This is a genomic window from Staphylococcus sp. HMSC063A07 (assembly GCF_001836955.1).
In the GTDB taxonomy this organism is placed as follows: Bacteria; Bacillota; Bacilli; order Staphylococcales; family Staphylococcaceae; genus Staphylococcus; species Staphylococcus lugdunensis.
In genome coordinates this window covers 156,607-171,901 of sequence record NZ_KV830924.1, presented here as the reverse complement: position 1 = coordinate 171,901, position 15,295 = coordinate 156,607, and the positions used below count along the sequence as shown (strand labels likewise).

General features: G+C 33.1%; 16 protein-coding genes. 1 reads left to right on the top strand and 15 read right to left on the bottom strand.

Features of this window, described 5'->3' with window-relative positions:
* Window positions 1–10 precede the first annotated feature (10 nt).
* The 4 genes from rpoD to HMPREF2597_RS06800 form a co-directional block, all read right to left on the bottom strand.
* Window positions 11–1,117: an RNA polymerase sigma factor RpoD gene (gene rpoD, locus HMPREF2597_RS06815; protein WP_002458998.1), complete on the bottom strand. Its 1,107-nt coding sequence runs from the start codon at window positions 1,115–1,117 to the stop codon at window positions 11–13.
* A gap of 292 nt (window positions 1,118–1,409) precedes the next feature.
* Complete coding sequence (gene dnaG / locus HMPREF2597_RS06810; protein ID WP_002478118.1) at window positions 1,410–3,224, bottom strand: DNA primase; 1,815 nt, start codon at window positions 3,222–3,224, stop codon at window positions 1,410–1,412.
* A 60-nt stretch (window positions 3,225–3,284) separates the two neighbouring features.
* A complete protein-coding gene (locus tag HMPREF2597_RS06805; protein WP_002458996.1) occupies window positions 3,285–4,103 on the bottom strand; it encodes a pyruvate, water dikinase regulatory protein in 819 nt (272 codons plus the stop codon).
* Between the two features lie 13 nt (window positions 4,104–4,116).
* The gene (locus HMPREF2597_RS06800) at window positions 4,117–4,740 is read right to left on the bottom strand and encodes a transcriptional regulator CcpN (RefSeq protein ID WP_014533295.1); all 624 of its coding nucleotides are present in this window, start codon (window positions 4,738–4,740) and stop codon (window positions 4,117–4,119) included.
* Window positions 4,741–5,063: 323 nt separating this feature from the next.
* On the opposite strand from HMPREF2597_RS06800, the gene HMPREF2597_RS06795 reads away from it, so the two are divergent.
* Complete coding sequence (locus tag HMPREF2597_RS06795; RefSeq protein ID WP_002478117.1) at window positions 5,064–6,455, top strand: glycine--tRNA ligase; 1,392 nt, start codon at window positions 5,064–5,066, stop codon at window positions 6,453–6,455.
* A 119-nt stretch (window positions 6,456–6,574) separates the two neighbouring features.
* Here the strand turns inward: HMPREF2597_RS06795 and recO are convergent, their stop codons facing one another.
* The 11 genes from recO to mtaB form a co-directional block, all read right to left on the bottom strand.
* Complete coding sequence (gene recO / locus HMPREF2597_RS06790) at window positions 6,575–7,330, bottom strand: DNA repair protein RecO (protein WP_002458993.1); 756 nt, start codon at window positions 7,328–7,330, stop codon at window positions 6,575–6,577.
* Between the two features lie 20 nt (window positions 7,331–7,350).
* Window positions 7,351–8,250, bottom strand: coding sequence for a GTPase Era (era, locus tag HMPREF2597_RS06785; RefSeq protein ID WP_002458992.1), 900 nt, complete (start codon window positions 8,248–8,250; stop codon window positions 7,351–7,353).
* A complete protein-coding gene (gene cdd, locus HMPREF2597_RS06780) occupies window positions 8,250–8,657 on the bottom strand; it encodes a cytidine deaminase (RefSeq protein ID WP_002458991.1) in 408 nt (135 codons plus the stop codon). Before cdd ends, era begins: the two co-directional genes overlap by 1 nt.
* Before the next feature lie 14 nt (window positions 8,658–8,671).
* Window positions 8,672–9,019 carry a diacylglycerol kinase family protein gene (locus tag HMPREF2597_RS12425; protein ID WP_080513643.1) on the bottom strand — a complete coding sequence of 116 codons (348 nt, stop codon included), beginning with the start codon at window positions 9,017–9,019 and terminating at the stop codon, window positions 8,672–8,674.
* Window positions 9,015–9,476 carry an rRNA maturation RNase YbeY gene (gene ybeY / locus HMPREF2597_RS06775; protein WP_002458989.1) on the bottom strand — a complete coding sequence of 154 codons (462 nt, stop codon included), beginning with the start codon at window positions 9,474–9,476 and terminating at the stop codon, window positions 9,015–9,017. Before ybeY ends, HMPREF2597_RS12425 begins: the two co-directional genes overlap by 5 nt.
* A gap of 2 nt (window positions 9,477–9,478) precedes the next feature.
* Window positions 9,479–10,429 carry a PhoH family protein gene (locus tag HMPREF2597_RS06770; protein WP_002458988.1) on the bottom strand — a complete coding sequence of 317 codons (951 nt, stop codon included), beginning with the start codon at window positions 10,427–10,429 and terminating at the stop codon, window positions 9,479–9,481.
* A 267-nt stretch (window positions 10,430–10,696) separates the two neighbouring features.
* Complete coding sequence (locus HMPREF2597_RS06765) at window positions 10,697–11,404, bottom strand: hypothetical protein (protein WP_002458987.1); 708 nt, start codon at window positions 11,402–11,404, stop codon at window positions 10,697–10,699.
* Window positions 11,405–11,420: 16 nt separating this feature from the next.
* Complete coding sequence (floA, locus tag HMPREF2597_RS06760; RefSeq protein ID WP_002458986.1) at window positions 11,421–12,407, bottom strand: flotillin-like protein FloA; 987 nt, start codon at window positions 12,405–12,407, stop codon at window positions 11,421–11,423.
* 17 nt (window positions 12,408–12,424) lie between these two features.
* Complete coding sequence (locus HMPREF2597_RS06755; protein WP_002478115.1) at window positions 12,425–13,132, bottom strand: NfeD family protein; 708 nt, start codon at window positions 13,130–13,132, stop codon at window positions 12,425–12,427.
* Window positions 13,133–13,643: 511 nt separating this feature from the next.
* The gene (gene rpsU, locus HMPREF2597_RS06750; RefSeq protein WP_000048060.1) at window positions 13,644–13,820 is read right to left on the bottom strand and encodes a 30S ribosomal protein S21; all 177 of its coding nucleotides are present in this window, start codon (window positions 13,818–13,820) and stop codon (window positions 13,644–13,646) included.
* 123 nt (window positions 13,821–13,943) lie between these two features.
* Window positions 13,944–15,290, bottom strand: coding sequence for a tRNA (N(6)-L-threonylcarbamoyladenosine(37)-C(2))-methylthiotransferase MtaB (gene mtaB, locus HMPREF2597_RS06745; RefSeq protein WP_070817248.1), 1,347 nt, complete (start codon window positions 15,288–15,290; stop codon window positions 13,944–13,946).
* Window positions 15,291–15,295: the final 5 nt, after the last annotated feature.

Genomic DNA, 15,295 nt, shown 5'->3' with positions numbered 1-15,295 from the left:
GCGATATGATTTAGTCCATAAAGTCTTTTAAGCGTTTGCTTCGACTTGGATGTCTAAGTTTTCTCAAAGCTTTTGCCTCTATTTGACGAATACGTTCTCTTGTTACACCAAATACTTTACCAACTTCTTCTAAAGTGCGTGTTCGTCCATCGTCTAAACCGAATCTTAAGCGCAATACATTTTCTTCTCTATCAGTTAATGTATCCAACACATCTTCGAGCTGTTCCTTGAGCAATTCATAAGCTGCATGGTCAGAAGGACTTTGAGCTTCTTGGTCTTCAATAAAATCACCAAGATGACTATCATCTTCTTCACCGATTGGCGTTTCTAAAGACACTGGTTCTTGAGCAATTTTTAGTATTTCTCGAACTTTTTCAGGAGGTAGGTCCATTTCTTCACCAATTTCTTCAGGTGCAGGATCTCGTCCTAAATCTTGAAGTAATTGACGTTGAACGCGGATTAATTTATTAATCGTTTCTACCATATGCACTGGGATACGAATTGTACGTGCTTGGTCAGCAATTGCACGAGTAATTGCTTGTCTAATCCACCACGTTGCATAAGTTGAGAATTTAAACCCTTTATTGAAGTCAAACTTCTCCACAGCTTTAATTAGTCCCATGTTGCCTTCTTGAATTAAGTCAAGGAATAACATGCCTCGTCCTACATATCTTTTAGCTATGCTTACCACAAGTCTTAAGTTTGCTTCAGCTAAACGTGATTTAGCAATTTCATCGCCTTGCTCAATACGTTTTGCTAATTCAATTTCTTCTTGTGCATTAAGAAGGTTAACACGTCCAATTTCTTTTAAGTACATGCGGACAGGATCATTTATTTTAACGCCTGGAGGTGCACTTAAATCATTTGGATTAAGTTTTTCATCGGTATCTGAACTATCTTTTTCGTTTACTAGTGAAATGTCATTATCATTCAATTGATCAAAAAATTCATCCATTTGATCGGTGTCCATATCGAAGTTTTGCATTTTTTCTGCAATTTCTTCATGGCTCAAATGGCCTTCTTTTTTACCTTTTTCAAGCAATTGTTTTTTTACATCTTCTAAAGTTAAAGTAGGATCAATTGTTTGCTTTTTAATTTTTACTTTGTTATCAGACATGAAAAGGCCTCCCGAAAATAATATAAGCTTTCAATAGCGATATTTAATTATATAACAAACTTATATAATGTCGATAGTATAATTAAAAATTCATAACAATTACGCACAAGTATTGTCGTTATTTTTATTTACTACGTTATAATCATTTTGAATTAATAGACAAATATCAATCACAGACTATATTTACCCATTAAAAGCGCATAATAACCATTATACAATATAAACCTTAAAATAGAAACAGTCTGTGCACTAATATTATTATGTTTTGAAATACTTATCATTTGTTACATCATCACATTCGTTGTTGATTTTTTTGAACAATCATTTGTAAATAGTATTTAACCATATCAATATCGCCGGTACGCTGCGCTTCGTTTAACTTGTGATTTAAGATTTCAATCGAATCTTCATCATTATTTTCCATTAAGGTCGCGATATAGTCTTCAATTTCATGGTCAAAAGGCTCTAAATTTAAATCATAATTATCTAGTGAAATCATCATTTCTCTCAAATCACTAGAATCTGTATATTGAATGAAATCGCTGATATGATAATTGTCATTTTCAGCATAAAAATCTTTTAATATCTCAAATATTTGTTTGAAAGAGGGATTAGAAAAAAGTTGACTATTGATATTTGCTGCATAATTTAAAAATGTATCTTTATCATTCATAAAATGTTTTAGTAAGCCACGCTCTGCTTTTTCACGTTTATTTAAATGATTAAAATTGTCTATTTGAGGCGCATGCATAGGCTGATTATCATGAAAATATGCACCAGAATAATAGTTATCGTAATCATATTCAGTAATTGAATGAGATTGTTGAGCTATTTCATTATTTAAACGATTTGCCTCAATATTAAACACACCAGCTACATCTTGAACAATTTTGTTTTTCAGAATATTTGATTGTACAAATGCGACATCTTGTATAGCTTCCTTCAAATATCGTTCGTAGGCTAAATCATTATGTTGTATTTCGTCTTGTTTCGTCTTGTATTTAAAGACAATAAAAGATTTCTTTTCAGTAGCTACAAAATTCAAAAATTCCTCTTTACCATATTTCACTATATATTCGTCTGGATCCATATCATTTGGTAACTGTATAATATAAACATTAAGTCCTTGTTGTAATAATACTTGGCCTGTTTTAAGTGCAGCTTCTCTACCAGCAAAGTCGCCATCAAACATAAGGGTAACATTGCTGGTTAATTTTTTTAAAAATGTTATATGCTCTTGTGATAGAGCTGTTCCCATGCTGGCAACTACGTGTTTTAATCCTGCAGCGTCTGACTTAATGACATCCATAAATCCTTCTAAGAGAATAACTTCATCATTTTTACGTATACGTTTTCTAGCATAATCAAGATTATATAATAACCTTCTCTTTTGGAATATAGGTGTTTCAGGACTGTTTAAATATTTGGGCTCTTGATTACGATAGGTTCTGCCTGAATAGCCTACAATACGTCCTTGTGCATTGTTTAATGGAAACATGATGCGGTCTCTAAAGCGATCATAGTAGCTAAAGTTTTCTTCATTTCTGGACAGTAGCCCTGCTTCGTATGCAAGTTCAATATCATAGTCATTCTTTGTTAAAAAATCTAAACAGAAGTGTGCATTATCTGGGGCATATCCTATGCCGCGTTGTTGAATTAACTCGTCGGTAAAACCGCGCTGTTTTAAATAGTTTAATGCTTCTTCCCCTTCAACTGTTTTTAATAAAGCATATTGATAATATGTTTGCATCAATTCGTGCATCTCTATCATTTTTAAGTCATCAGATGCGATTTGTGGTGTTTCTGAAGGTGTACCAATATCAACGTTTATATTGACACGTGCACCTAATTCTTTCACTGCTTCAACAAAAGAGATATCTTTTATATCTTGTGTAAATTGAAAGACATTTCCACCCTTTTTACAACCAAAGCAATGACAAATTTGCTTATCTTCAGAAACTGTAAATGAAGGTGTTTTTTCATCATGAAAAGGACACAAACCTATATAATTGCGCCCTCTTTTTTCTAATTTAACGTATTCACTTACCAAATCTAAGATATCAGTTTTTTCTTTTATTTCATTAATCACGGATTGTTCTATTCGCAATTTCGATCACCTATTACTTGTTAGTCGTCAAATTATAACGCTTTTTTGTTTCAAAAGATATTATTTTGATTGACGCTGTTCTATAAGTGCAATAACATCATTTGCAGTTTCCTCAATCGCCTTGTCAGAAACATCGATAACAGGACATCCTACCCGTGCAACAATGTCTTCGAAGTATTTAATTTCTTCTTTAATTCTAGCGTCGGTTGCATAACGTGCAGAATCTCCTAAGCCAAGTTGTTTTAAACGTTGCTTTCGAATACGATTTAATTTATCTTCACTAATTTTAAGTGCAATACATTTTGCAGGATCTATTTCAAATAGTGCATCAGGCGGTGTAACCTCTGGTACAATTGGCACATTCATTACTTTATAACTACGATGAGCAAGATATTGAGATAGCGGTGTTTTCGATGTTCTTGAAATACCTATGAGCACGATATCTGCTTTTGGCAAACCTTTTGGATCTTTACCATCATCATATTTTACAGCAAATTCAATCGCATCTATTTTTTTAAAATAAGCATCGTCCAATCGATGAACCATTCCAGGCTCATAATAAGGTGTTTGTTCAACTGACTCTGATAATATACTCATCAATGGACCCATAATATCAACAGACTGAATCTGTTTATCTTTAAGTTCTGCTTCCATATATTTGCGCATTTCAGGTTTAACTAATGTATAAACAATGATAGCCTTTGTGTCATGCGCAACTTGAATGACTTCATCAATATTTTCAAACGATTCGATATAAGGATATCTTAAAAATTCATTTTTGCATTGTTTAGGATTAAATTGAGACACACAAGCCCGTGCCACGAGTTCAGCTGTCTCTCCAATTGAATCTGAGGCAATAATAATCTTTATATTTTCCATTAATGTATACCACCTATTCTTTAAATAAAGATACAAAAAGTTTTGTTATTGTTGTTTTTGAAATACGACCCACAACTTCGTATTTATTATTGTCTTTTTTTCTAACTACAGGTAAAGCATCAATTTCTTTTTCTATCATTTGATTTGCAGCATATACGACTAATTCCGATTCCTCTAAATATGTGACGTTTGGCATTCTTGTCATATTGATACTAATCGGCATAGTATGTATATCCTCACCAATCATAGAAGCGCGTAATAAATCTTTGCGAGAACAAATGCCTATAAAATCATTATTGTTATTCACAATGAACAATGTGCTCGCATCTTCTAAGAAAATCGTGCAAATGGCATCGTAAACAGTCATATCTCCCTTTACTACAACTGGATGTGACATGTAATCTTTGACATTATATTGGCGCAATTGATCTTTAAATATTTTATTTTTAGATTTACCAGAATAAAAATAGCCAACGCGAGGTCGTGCTTCTAAAAAACCAGACATAGTTAAAATAGCTAAATCAGGTCTTAAAGTTGCTCGTGTAAGATTTAGGTGTTCAGCAATATGCTCACCAGTGATAGGTCCTTCATGCTTAACAATATCAATTATTTGCTCTTGCCTTTTACTAAGTTCTATAGGTCTTCACCCCTCTTAATTTCTATTATATTATAACTGTAAATGGTTGTTGCTACAAATACATATAAATACTTGCTTAAAAAAATACTTTCAATTAGAATGAACTTAAGCGAGTTAAGGACGGTGCAAGCTTAACGATGACATTGGCATAACAATTTGATAAGTAAAGAGAGTGGCTACACTAATTTGGGTGGAACCGCGGGTTAATATGTTAATAAACGAATATTTATTATTCGGTTAAAAATAATGACTCGTCCCAAAGATGGAGATATATTATATCAACGTCTTTGGGACGTTTTTGTGTACAAGGAGAGGATAAGCATATGGTAAAAGATATGGATACAATTGTTTCGTTAGCAAAGCACAGAGGGTTTGTATTCCCTGGCAGTGATATATACGGAGGGCTTTCAAATACATGGGATTATGGGCCTCTTGGTGTAGAATTAAAAAATAACGTTAAAAAAGCATGGTGGCAAAAATTTATTACACAATCACCTTATAACGTCGGGATTGATGCAGCGATTTTAATGAATCCTAAAACTTGGGAAGCTTCTGGACATTTAGGTAATTTTAATGACCCTATGATTGATAATAAAGATAGTAAAATTCGTTATCGTGCAGACAAACTAATTGAAGATTATATGCAACAACAAAAAGGAGACGAAAACTTTATTGCTGATGGCTTGAGTTTTGATGAAATGAAGCGCATTATCGATGAAGAAGGCATTGTTTGTCCTGTAAGTGGTACTGCAAATTGGACAGATATTCGTCAATTTAACCTTATGTTTAAAACTTTCCAAGGTGTAACAGAAGATTCAACAAATGAAATTTTCTTACGTCCAGAGACTGCGCAAGGTATTTTTGTTAATTACAAAAATGTGCAACGCTCTATGCGTAAAAAGTTGCCATTTGGTATTGGTCAAATAGGTAAATCATTCCGTAATGAAATTACACCAGGTAACTTTATTTTTAGAACAAGAGAATTTGAACAAATGGAATTAGAATTCTTCTGTAAGCCTGGCGAAGAAATCGAATGGCAGAACTATTGGAAAACTTTTGCTAGTCAGTGGTTAAAAGACTTAAATATTAGTGAAGAAAATATGCGTTTAAGAGACCATGATGAAGATGAGTTATCTCACTATTCTAACGCTACGACTGATATAGAATATAAATTCCCATTTGGTTGGGGTGAATTATGGGGTATTGCAAGCCGTACTGACTTCGACTTAAAACAACATAGTGAGCATTCAGGAGAAGATTTTAAATATCATGATCCTGAAACAAATGAGAAATATATTCCTTATTGTATCGAACCGTCTCTTGGTGCTGACCGTGTAACATTAGCGTTCTTGTGTGATGCCTATGATCAAGAAGGTGTTGAAGGCAGTAAAGACGCTCGTACGGTTCTTCATTTCCACCCTGCTTTAGCGCCGTATAAAGCAGCAGTGTTACCATTGAGTAAAAAGCTTTCAGGAGAAGCGATTAAGATTTTTGAAGATTTAAGTTCAAAATTTGCTATTGATTTTGATGAATCCCAATCAATTGGTAAGCGATATCGTCGACAAGATGAAATTGGAACACCTTATTGTATTACATTTGACTTTGATTCATTAGAAGACAATCAAGTAACTGTTCGTGATCGTGATTCTATGGATCAAGTACGTATGCCGATTGCTGAATTAGAAGCATTTTTAACAGAAAAAGTTAAATTTTAAGATATACGTAAAGGTTAATACTTGCTAATTCTGTGCGCAATAGATTATCAATAGCTAAATAAAACCTCCCGTAAAAAGATTGTCTAGAAATGGACAACAGTTATGGGAGGTTTTAATAGTTATTTGGGTTCTAATCTATTGAGTTGATTAATTAATTTTTGACTTTTAAAAAATACACCAGCATATTCTCTATATAACATAATCATAAAGTCAGACATTTCGTTTATAATCTCTTGATGGATGCTAAGTTGATTCATTTTTTCAATGGGTAATTGTTGTAATATATTTAACAGGTACAAGGTTTTATTTGATATTAATAAGGCATGTGGATCTCGATAAGCTGCTTCTTGTGAAATAGCACCATGAAATTTAAAACTGTACCCTATTAAGTTAGACGGATTAGTTGAACCAGTTATGACACAATGGTTAAAGTTTGCGGAAAAGCCATATTTATGCATACATTTCAACATCGTAATTATCGACATTAGCTGTGCAGAAGTACCTGCAGTAATTTTTGTTAAAACAAAATGCAATAATTCATAATAATATTTTGAAATTTCTTGATCGTCCATGGCTTTGTCTATAATTTCAGCACTAAGTGATGCGTAGCTATGTGTGTATAAATCAAGCCTTAACTCGTAATGCTGATTTATAACATCAATAGAATTAAGGGTTCCCATTCCACGCCATTGGTTATAAATAAATAAGCCATACACAAATAATTGTGTATGAGCTTGAAAACCACTTTTGGCTTTTTTTGCACGACGTACCATTAAGGGTACTTTAGCGCCATGTTCATTAAGGATAGTAATTACTTTATCTGATTCACCATAATCCACAGACTTAATAATAATCCCTTTTTGTTTCATGAGCATAAATAACACCCACTCTCTGTTTAATCTTGGTCTTCAATATATCCAATTTGACGTATAAAATTCACTTTATTTCTCCAATCCTTTTGAACTTTTACCCACAATTCTAAATATACTTTGGAACCAAGTAACATTTCAATATCATGACGTGCACGTTTACCTACTTCTTTTAATTTTTTTCCACCTTTACCAATAACGATTCCTTTTTGAGAATCACGTTCAACATATATCGTTGCTTCAATGCGAACACGATCTTCATTTTCTTTAATCATTCTATCGACATTCACGCCAATAGCATGAGGGATTTCTTCGCTAGTTAAGTGTAATATTTTTTCACGAATGATTTCACTAACAACAAATTGTTCGGGATGGTCTGAAATTTGATCGTCAGGATAATACTTTGGTCCTTCTGGTAAATGGCTTTTAAGCACATCTATAAAATGGTCAACATTAAGTCCTTCTAATGCTGAAATAGGTACTATCTCAGTGAAGTTCATATATTTTTGATAAGCTTCGATACGTGGCATCAAAGAATCTGGATGTACTAAATCAATTTTATTTAATACTAAAAATACGGGTGTCTTCACATTACGTAGCATGTCCATGATATATTCATCACCACGTCCGATATCTTCGTTTACATTGACCATAAACATGATAGCATCAATTTCAGACAATGTATTTTTAGCCACGCGCATCATATAATCACCAAGCTTATGCTTTGGCTTATGAATACCTGGTGTATCGATAAAAATAATTTGCGCATCATCTCGCGTCATTACGCCTTGAATTTTATTACGCGTTGTTTGAGCTTTATCTGACATTATTGCTATTTTATGGCCAATCACTCTATTAACAAATGTTGATTTACCAACATTTGGTCGACCTATAATTGAAACAAAACCTGATTTATGTACTGTCATTAATTTTCTAAATCCTTTCCGGAAAATCCAAATGGTAACAATTCTGAAACTGAGGAAGCACGCATTTCACCTGTATTATTTGTCATATATATGGGCATATCATCATCACATAATTCTTTTAAAACTTGTCTACAAATACCACATGGCGATGTTGGTTTTATACTATTAACTGTCACAGTTATTGATTCAAAATCCCCAGGCTGATATCCAAGAGCGATTGCTGCGGCAAGACTGGATTGTTCTGCACAAATTGTTGCAGGATAAGATGCATTTTCAACATTGGCACCATAAAACCCTCTGCCATCCTTAGTTTTCAAATAAGCGCCTACTTTAAATTGACTATAAGGCGTGTAAGCGTTACTTTGAGCTTTTTGAGCTTCTTCAAAATAATGTTGTTGATAACTCATTGTAACAAACTCCTTTACGAAAATATATGAGGAATAAAAATAATTAGTCCAGTAATAATAGCAAAGATAGATACTAGCATGACACTAAAAGCCGCGATATCTTTGGCGTACTTTGCAAACTCATGATAATCCAATGTTACTAAATCAACAACAAATTCTATAGCCGTATTCAGTGCTTCTAATGTTAAGACAAGAAATATGGATAATAGGATAAAAAGCCACTCATATCTGTTAAGTTGAAAGACAAATCCTAAAACAATAACAAGTATTGAAATGATAAGATGAAGTAAGAAATTATGGTCTTTAACAAGCAGTGCTTTAAAACCATTAAAGGCGTATCTAAAACGTTTAAACTCTTTAATCTCTCGTCAGTCCATATGCAGTTAATATTGTTTCTTGCCGACCAAACATTTTCTTTTCATCTTCTTCATTCATATGATCATAGCCTAATAAATGTAAAAATCCATGAAGAGCAAGAAAGCCTAACTCTCGTTCAAATGAATGACCATATGTCGTAGCTTGTTCTTGTGCTACATCTGTACATATAATAATATCACCTAGTACGCGAGGTATCTCCAAGCCTGTTATTTCAGGTTCATCCTCTTCCAAAGCAAAGGATATAACATCGGTTACTTTATCTTTATCTCGATATATTTTATTAATTTGTTGAATTTCTTCTTTATCTACAAATGTCACGGATAATTCTGCATCTTGTGTAATACCTTCTTGTTCTTTTGCAAAGTTAAGTAAATCGTCAATTTGTTGAAACCATGCTTCATCAACCATTTGCGTGTGGTCACTAAAATCTATGGTAAACATGTTTATTTTACCTCCCCATCATATCTTGCGATAATTTTACCTACTAAAGGATGTCTAACAACATCGGATTGATCCAAATTCATAATATGAATACCATTTACCCCTTGCAATTTGCTTATAGCTTCTTTCAAACCACTTTTAACGCCTTTAGGTAAATCAATTTGGGTTTGATCTCCAGTAACAACCATTTTTGAATCGAAGCCTAACCTTGTTAAAAACATTTTCATTTGTGCATGTGTTGTGTTTTGTGCTTCATCTAAAATCACAAAGGCATCATCTAATGTACGACCTCTCATATAAGCAAGTGGTGCAATTTCAATAATTCCTCTTTCAATAAAACGTGCTGTTTGTTCACGACCTAATACCGTATTTAAGCCATCATATAATGGTCTTAAGTAAGGATCTACTTTTTCTTTTAAATCACCTGGTAAAAATCCTAAAGATTCACCAGCTTCAACAGCAGGGCGTGTTAGCACAATGCGTTTGACTTTCCCTTTTCGTAATTGTTTAGCTGCATAAACAACAGCTAAAAATGTTTTTCCAGTGCCAGCAGGACCCACGCCAAAAACTAAATCATTTCGTTGCATTGCATTGACATACATACGTTGTCCCATAGTTTTTGCACGAATGGTTTTACCATATGCATCTTTTGTAATTTCATCCTCATATAAATCTAATAAAAATTGCAAAGTATTATTATCAGCCATTTTAATAGCAGCTTCTACGTCTTTAAGTGTAATAACATGGCCGAGTTCTATAACTTTTAATAAATTTTTAAGAATTTGTTCTGCCTTTTCAACATGCTCCAGACGTTCGCCTTTAACAGCAATTTCTTGACCTCTGGCATGTATGACAACATCATATGCATCCTCTAGCGCTTTTAAATGCTCATCATTATTTCCGATTAAAGCTTGAGATTGATTAATGTTGTCGATTTGAATTATTTCTGGCATAAACGGGCTCCTTTACAAGTAACATTATTTATCAAATTTTTACTGCATGATATAAATAGGTCAATTTATGATTATTATATCATGATAACTAGATAACCTTGGATGTGAAAATTATTAAAACTCACTTTCAATAAAAGTTTACTAAACAATCCATATTGATACAAATTAATGTGTTTGTAAATTTAAAAAAGATTGGCTAATGGGCTCAAAATATAAAAAATAACATATCCCACTACATACAATTTAATTAGTGGAATATGTTATATATTATAATTGCTTTGGTTTATTCAATATTTCTTGCCAAATTAAACCATTAACTACAGGATTGTTATCAAATTGTAGTGCTTGATGGGTCATATTTTGTTCGATTGATTTGGTGTTTAGCAATTGCTTTAAGCGATATTGTTTAGCTCTAGGTGATAAATATTTATCGCTAATAATTTCTTTTGCTTTTTGCTCAATCATTGCGAGTTGCTTTTCTTTTTCATTATCAATATCTAAACGAACACGTTTTAAATCATCCATAAGTGTATGTTCTAAATCTTGATTTGAAGGCTGCTTATTCACAACATCTCTTGATGATGGCTGTGTTTGTAAGGTATCATTATTGCTATTTTGAGATTGTGTTAGTTGCCTTGATGATCTTTGAACTGTAGGACGTGCTTTATCTTGTGTTTCCACCTTAATCTCTCGTTCTAATTTACGATCTTTATACACAGGTTGAGAGGTATTTTTATCGTGTTGTACTTTTTTATGTTTCGTATGTTCACCTGAAATTTCTTCATTCATTTCATTTAGCTTATCTCCAACTTTATCTAAGAACGAACCTTTTTGTGGTTGACGTGATGTTGGTTTAGACTGAGCTTTCTTTTTAGGTGGTTTTTGATTCTGACGTTGTTTATGACTCTTATCCCCCATCGCACTGATAATTGAAATGATGACCGAAATAGCAAATATGAGAATACCAATGTTCATGACATCACCCCTTTAATTATTTTGGTGATTCTGGGTCTTCTTTGTCTGTATGTTTATTGATAGCATTTCTCATTCCTGTATCAGCTTCTATATTTTTTAAATTATAATAGTCTTTGACACCTAAATTACCGTTGCGTAGTGCTTCTGCCATAGCAAGAGGTACTTCAGATTCTGCCTCAACAACTTTTGCACGCATTTCTTGTACACTTGCTTTCATTTCTTGTTCTTTAGCTACTGCCATCGCGCGACGTTCTTCGGCTTTAGCTTGAGCAATGTTTTTATCTGCTAGTGCCTGCTCAGTTTGTAAATCAGCACCAATATTTTTACCGATATCTACGTCAGCAATGTCAATGGATAAAATTTCAAAGGCTGTACCTGAATCTAAACCTTTGCTTAATACAGTTTTAGAAATATTATCTGGATTTTCAAGAACTTGTGTATGATGTTCACTTGAACCGATAGTTGAAACAATACCTTCACCTACACGAGCAATAATTGTTTCTTCACCAGCACCACCGACTAATCGAGAAATATTAGCTCGAACCGTAATACGTGCTTTAGCTCTAACTTCGATACCATTCATAGCCACACCAGTAATAAAAGGTGTTTCTATAACTTTAGGATTAACAGACATTTGAACAGCTTGTAATACATCACGACCGGCTAAGTCAATCGCAGCACCGCGTTCAAACGGTAGATTTATATCTGCACGTTGCGCAGCGATGTTTGCATCAACAACTCTATCAACGTTACCACCAGCTAAGTAGTGAGATTCTAACTGATTAGTTGTTAAGTTTAAACCAGCTTTATGTGCTTTTATTAATGGCGCAATTACTTTTCTAGGCGAAACGCGACGTAAACGCATACCAATGAGTGTTCCGATTCCAACCTTAACGCCTGCTGCAATTGCTGAAATCCACAGTCCAACTGGAACAAATGAAAATAAAATAAGAATTGCTACAAGAATTATAATAGCAATTACAATAAATCCAATACTAAACATTAAATCACTCCTATAAATTAATCTATCTCTCTTACTACAACTCGAGTGCCTTCTACTTCTAATATTTTGACATCTTTATTTCTTAAAATAAATGAACCATCTGACACAGCATCTATTCTTTCATCATTTATTAAAATAATGCCTGCTGGACGTAAGTCTGTAGAAGTACGAGCTATTTTGCCAACTAAGTGAGAACGGTCATCGTGAGATCTATAACCAGCTTCAGCATTTGTCGAATCTTTAAGTACAACTTTTTCAAAAAAAGATATTTTTCGATTTAAAAGTTTTACTAAAATGACCCATTCAACAATACTAAGAATAACTGCAATAATGACATTGAATAACATAATAAACAAGTTATCACCAAGCATTATTAAGCTTAATGAGATTAGAACTATGCCAAAAAAGCCTATTACTGCACCTACAATAAAGAGCTCTATGATAACAAAAATTACCCCTATGCCAAATAAAATTACCGATATCAAATTGACGTCGCCATTGATGAGAAATCCTAAAAATAATAGTAATAAACATAATGCTGCAACTACACCTATTAAATTAATTTTAGGAGAGTATAATTGATATAAAAATCCTAAAAATATAGCGACTGTCAGAATAAGTGTCATCAATGGATGTGTAAGAATTTGAGCTACATCAAATATCCAAGAGACATCAGAAGAAAAGTTCAGCAAGAAAAAGGTATGTATTCCATTTATAACTGTCATAAATTCACCTCGCTCCCATTTTGATTATACATGAATCATGACTAAGATTATAGGGATATAAAAGAGAATCTATAAGATTTCCAACAACAATATATTAAATAAATGAATAATAGCTGGTATTTATTTTTAACGATATAATGAGTCTGATAAAATCAACAACCTAAATAATAAAGTTTAATGATTTTTGAAATGCATTTAGAATTTTTAATTATATTTTTTATATTGTAATATCACTTGTATAATATGTTGTTATCACTTAACCCCTGCTTGGTACTACTTTCTCTACAGTTCCATGAAACGATAATTCATATTCAAATATACTTTTGCAATACATCATTAAAATATATGAAAAGATAATAACTTTGCAAACTAAAAAACAAAAGTATAACAAAATGGCAATTTCTACGTTATTTCAATAGAAATTGCCATTTTTCGTTGGTTGGAACCTATTTATAGTCCTAACCTTATATATAATTAACATTCGTGTTGAGGGAGTCAACAGAGCTATTAATTATTTGAATTTACGTTTACGCGCAGCTTCAGATTTCTTTTTACGTTTAACACTAGGTTTTTCGTAAAATTCACGTTTACGTACTTCTTGAATTGTACCGCTTTTTGATACTGAACGTTTAAATCTACGTAACGCATCTTCAAGTGATTCGTTTTTACGTACTACTGTTTTAGACATCTGTATTTCCCTCCCTCCAAATATCAACGGAACTTTAATAATTATGTGCATAGTACAATAGACTATGCTTTATTTAGTATAATATATCTCCATTGTGCGGTCAATTAGTAAAGCGCGGAAAGTTTACATTAGTACTTCTTGCTCAGATAAATTAGAAGCATGTTCAACTACTCTTAATGCTTCACCTTTATTTAGCGGATAATCAGCATGTACAATCTTTACTTTGACAATTTGACCTATCAATGATTCATCACCATCAAATTGTACTTTCATGTAGTTATCTGCATAACCAACCAGTGAACCATGGAAACTACCTTTTTCTTCAGGAATAACTTCCAATACGTCATCTTCAAACTTAGAAGCATATTCTTTAGCTAATTGATCACTTAAAGCAATTAATTTGTGAACACGTTCATTTTTAACATCTTCATCAATCTGATTATCCATACGAGCAGCAGGTGTACCGATTCGTGAAGAATATGGAAATACATGTAATTCAGAAAACTTATGTTTTGCTATAAAATCAAAGGTTTCTTGAAACTCTTCATCAGTTTCTCCAGGAAAACCTACTATAACATCACTTGTCACTGCCAAATCTGGCAACGCTTTATGAAGTTTTGATAGACGTTCTGAAAAATGTTCCATCGTGTATTTACGTCGCATACGTTTAAGCACGCTATCTGAACCTGATTGTAACGGAATATGCAAATGACGGACAACTTTATTAGATTTTTCAATGACATCAATCACTTCATCTGTTAGTTGACTGGCTTCAATTGAAGAAATACGAATTCTTTCTAGACCATCAATCGTTTCTAAATCGCGTAACAGTTGTGCTAGATTATAGTTTTTCAAGTCTTGACCGTAACCACCAGTGTGAATACCAGTGAGCACAATCTCTTTATAACCTGCATTGACAAGCGTTGTGGCTTGTTCAACAACCTTTTTCGGATCTCTAGAACGCATTAAACCTCGAGCCCATGGTATGATGCAAAATGTACAGAAATTATTACAGCCTTCTTGAATTTTTAATGAAGCACGTGTACGATCTGTAAAATACGGTACATCTAATTCCTCATAGGTGCGATTTTTCATAATGTTTCCTACACCATTAATAGGTTGGCGCTCTTTTTGAAACTCATCTATATATGATAGTAATTTATGACGGTCTTGCGTACCAACTACAACATCAACGCCTGGAATTTCCATAATTTCTGCTGATGATGTTTGTGCATAACAACCAGTGACGCATATAACTGCATCAGGATTTTTTCTAATAGCACGACGTATGACTTGTCGACTTTTTTTATCTCCAGTATTTGTAACCGTACATGTGTTAATAACATACACATCTGCATTGGTTTCAAAATCTACTCTTTCATAATTTGCTTCTTTAAATAATTGCCAAATTGCTTCTGTTTCATAATGGTTTACTTTACAACCTAATGTATGAAAAGCTACCGTTGACATGTCAT

Excerpts from the sequence above, each read along its gene's own strand:
- HMPREF2597_RS06765 (WP_002458987.1), bottom strand. The coding sequence starts at position 11,404 with ATGAACATTGGTATTCTCATATTTGCTATTTCGGTCATCATTTCAATT.
- ybeY (WP_002458989.1), bottom strand. The coding sequence starts at position 9,476 with ATGTTTACCATAGATTTTAGTGACCACACGCAAATGGTTGATGAAGCA.
- floA (WP_002458986.1), bottom strand. The coding sequence starts at position 12,407 with ATGTTTAGTATTGGATTTATTGTAATTGCTATTATAATTCTTGTAGCA.
- HMPREF2597_RS06755 (WP_002478115.1), bottom strand. The coding sequence starts at position 13,132 with ATGACAGTTATAAATGGAATACATACCTTTTTCTTGCTGAACTTTTCT.
- mtaB (WP_070817248.1), bottom strand. The coding sequence starts at position 15,290 with ATGTCAACGGTAGCTTTTCATACATTAGGTTGTAAAGTAAACCATTAT.
- era (WP_002458992.1), bottom strand. The coding sequence starts at position 8,250 with ATGACAGTACATAAATCAGGTTTTGTTTCAATTATAGGTCGACCAAAT.
- cdd (WP_002458991.1), bottom strand. The coding sequence starts at position 8,657 with ATGAGTTATCAACAACATTATTTTGAAGAAGCTCAAAAAGCTCAAAGT.
- HMPREF2597_RS06805 (WP_002458996.1), bottom strand. The coding sequence starts at position 4,103 with ATGGAAAATATAAAGATTATTATTGCCTCAGATTCAATTGGAGAGACA.
- HMPREF2597_RS06795 (WP_002478117.1), top strand. The coding sequence starts at position 5,064 with ATGGTAAAAGATATGGATACAATTGTTTCGTTAGCAAAGCACAGAGGG.
- recO (WP_002458993.1), bottom strand. The coding sequence starts at position 7,330 with ATGCTCATGAAACAAAAAGGGATTATTATTAAGTCTGTGGATTATGGT.
- rpoD (WP_002458998.1), bottom strand. The coding sequence starts at position 1,117 with ATGTCTGATAACAAAGTAAAAATTAAAAAGCAAACAATTGATCCTACT.
- rpsU (WP_000048060.1), bottom strand. The coding sequence starts at position 13,820 with ATGTCTAAAACAGTAGTACGTAAAAACGAATCACTTGAAGATGCGTTA.
- HMPREF2597_RS06770 (WP_002458988.1), bottom strand. The coding sequence starts at position 10,429 with ATGCCAGAAATAATTCAAATCGACAACATTAATCAATCTCAAGCTTTA.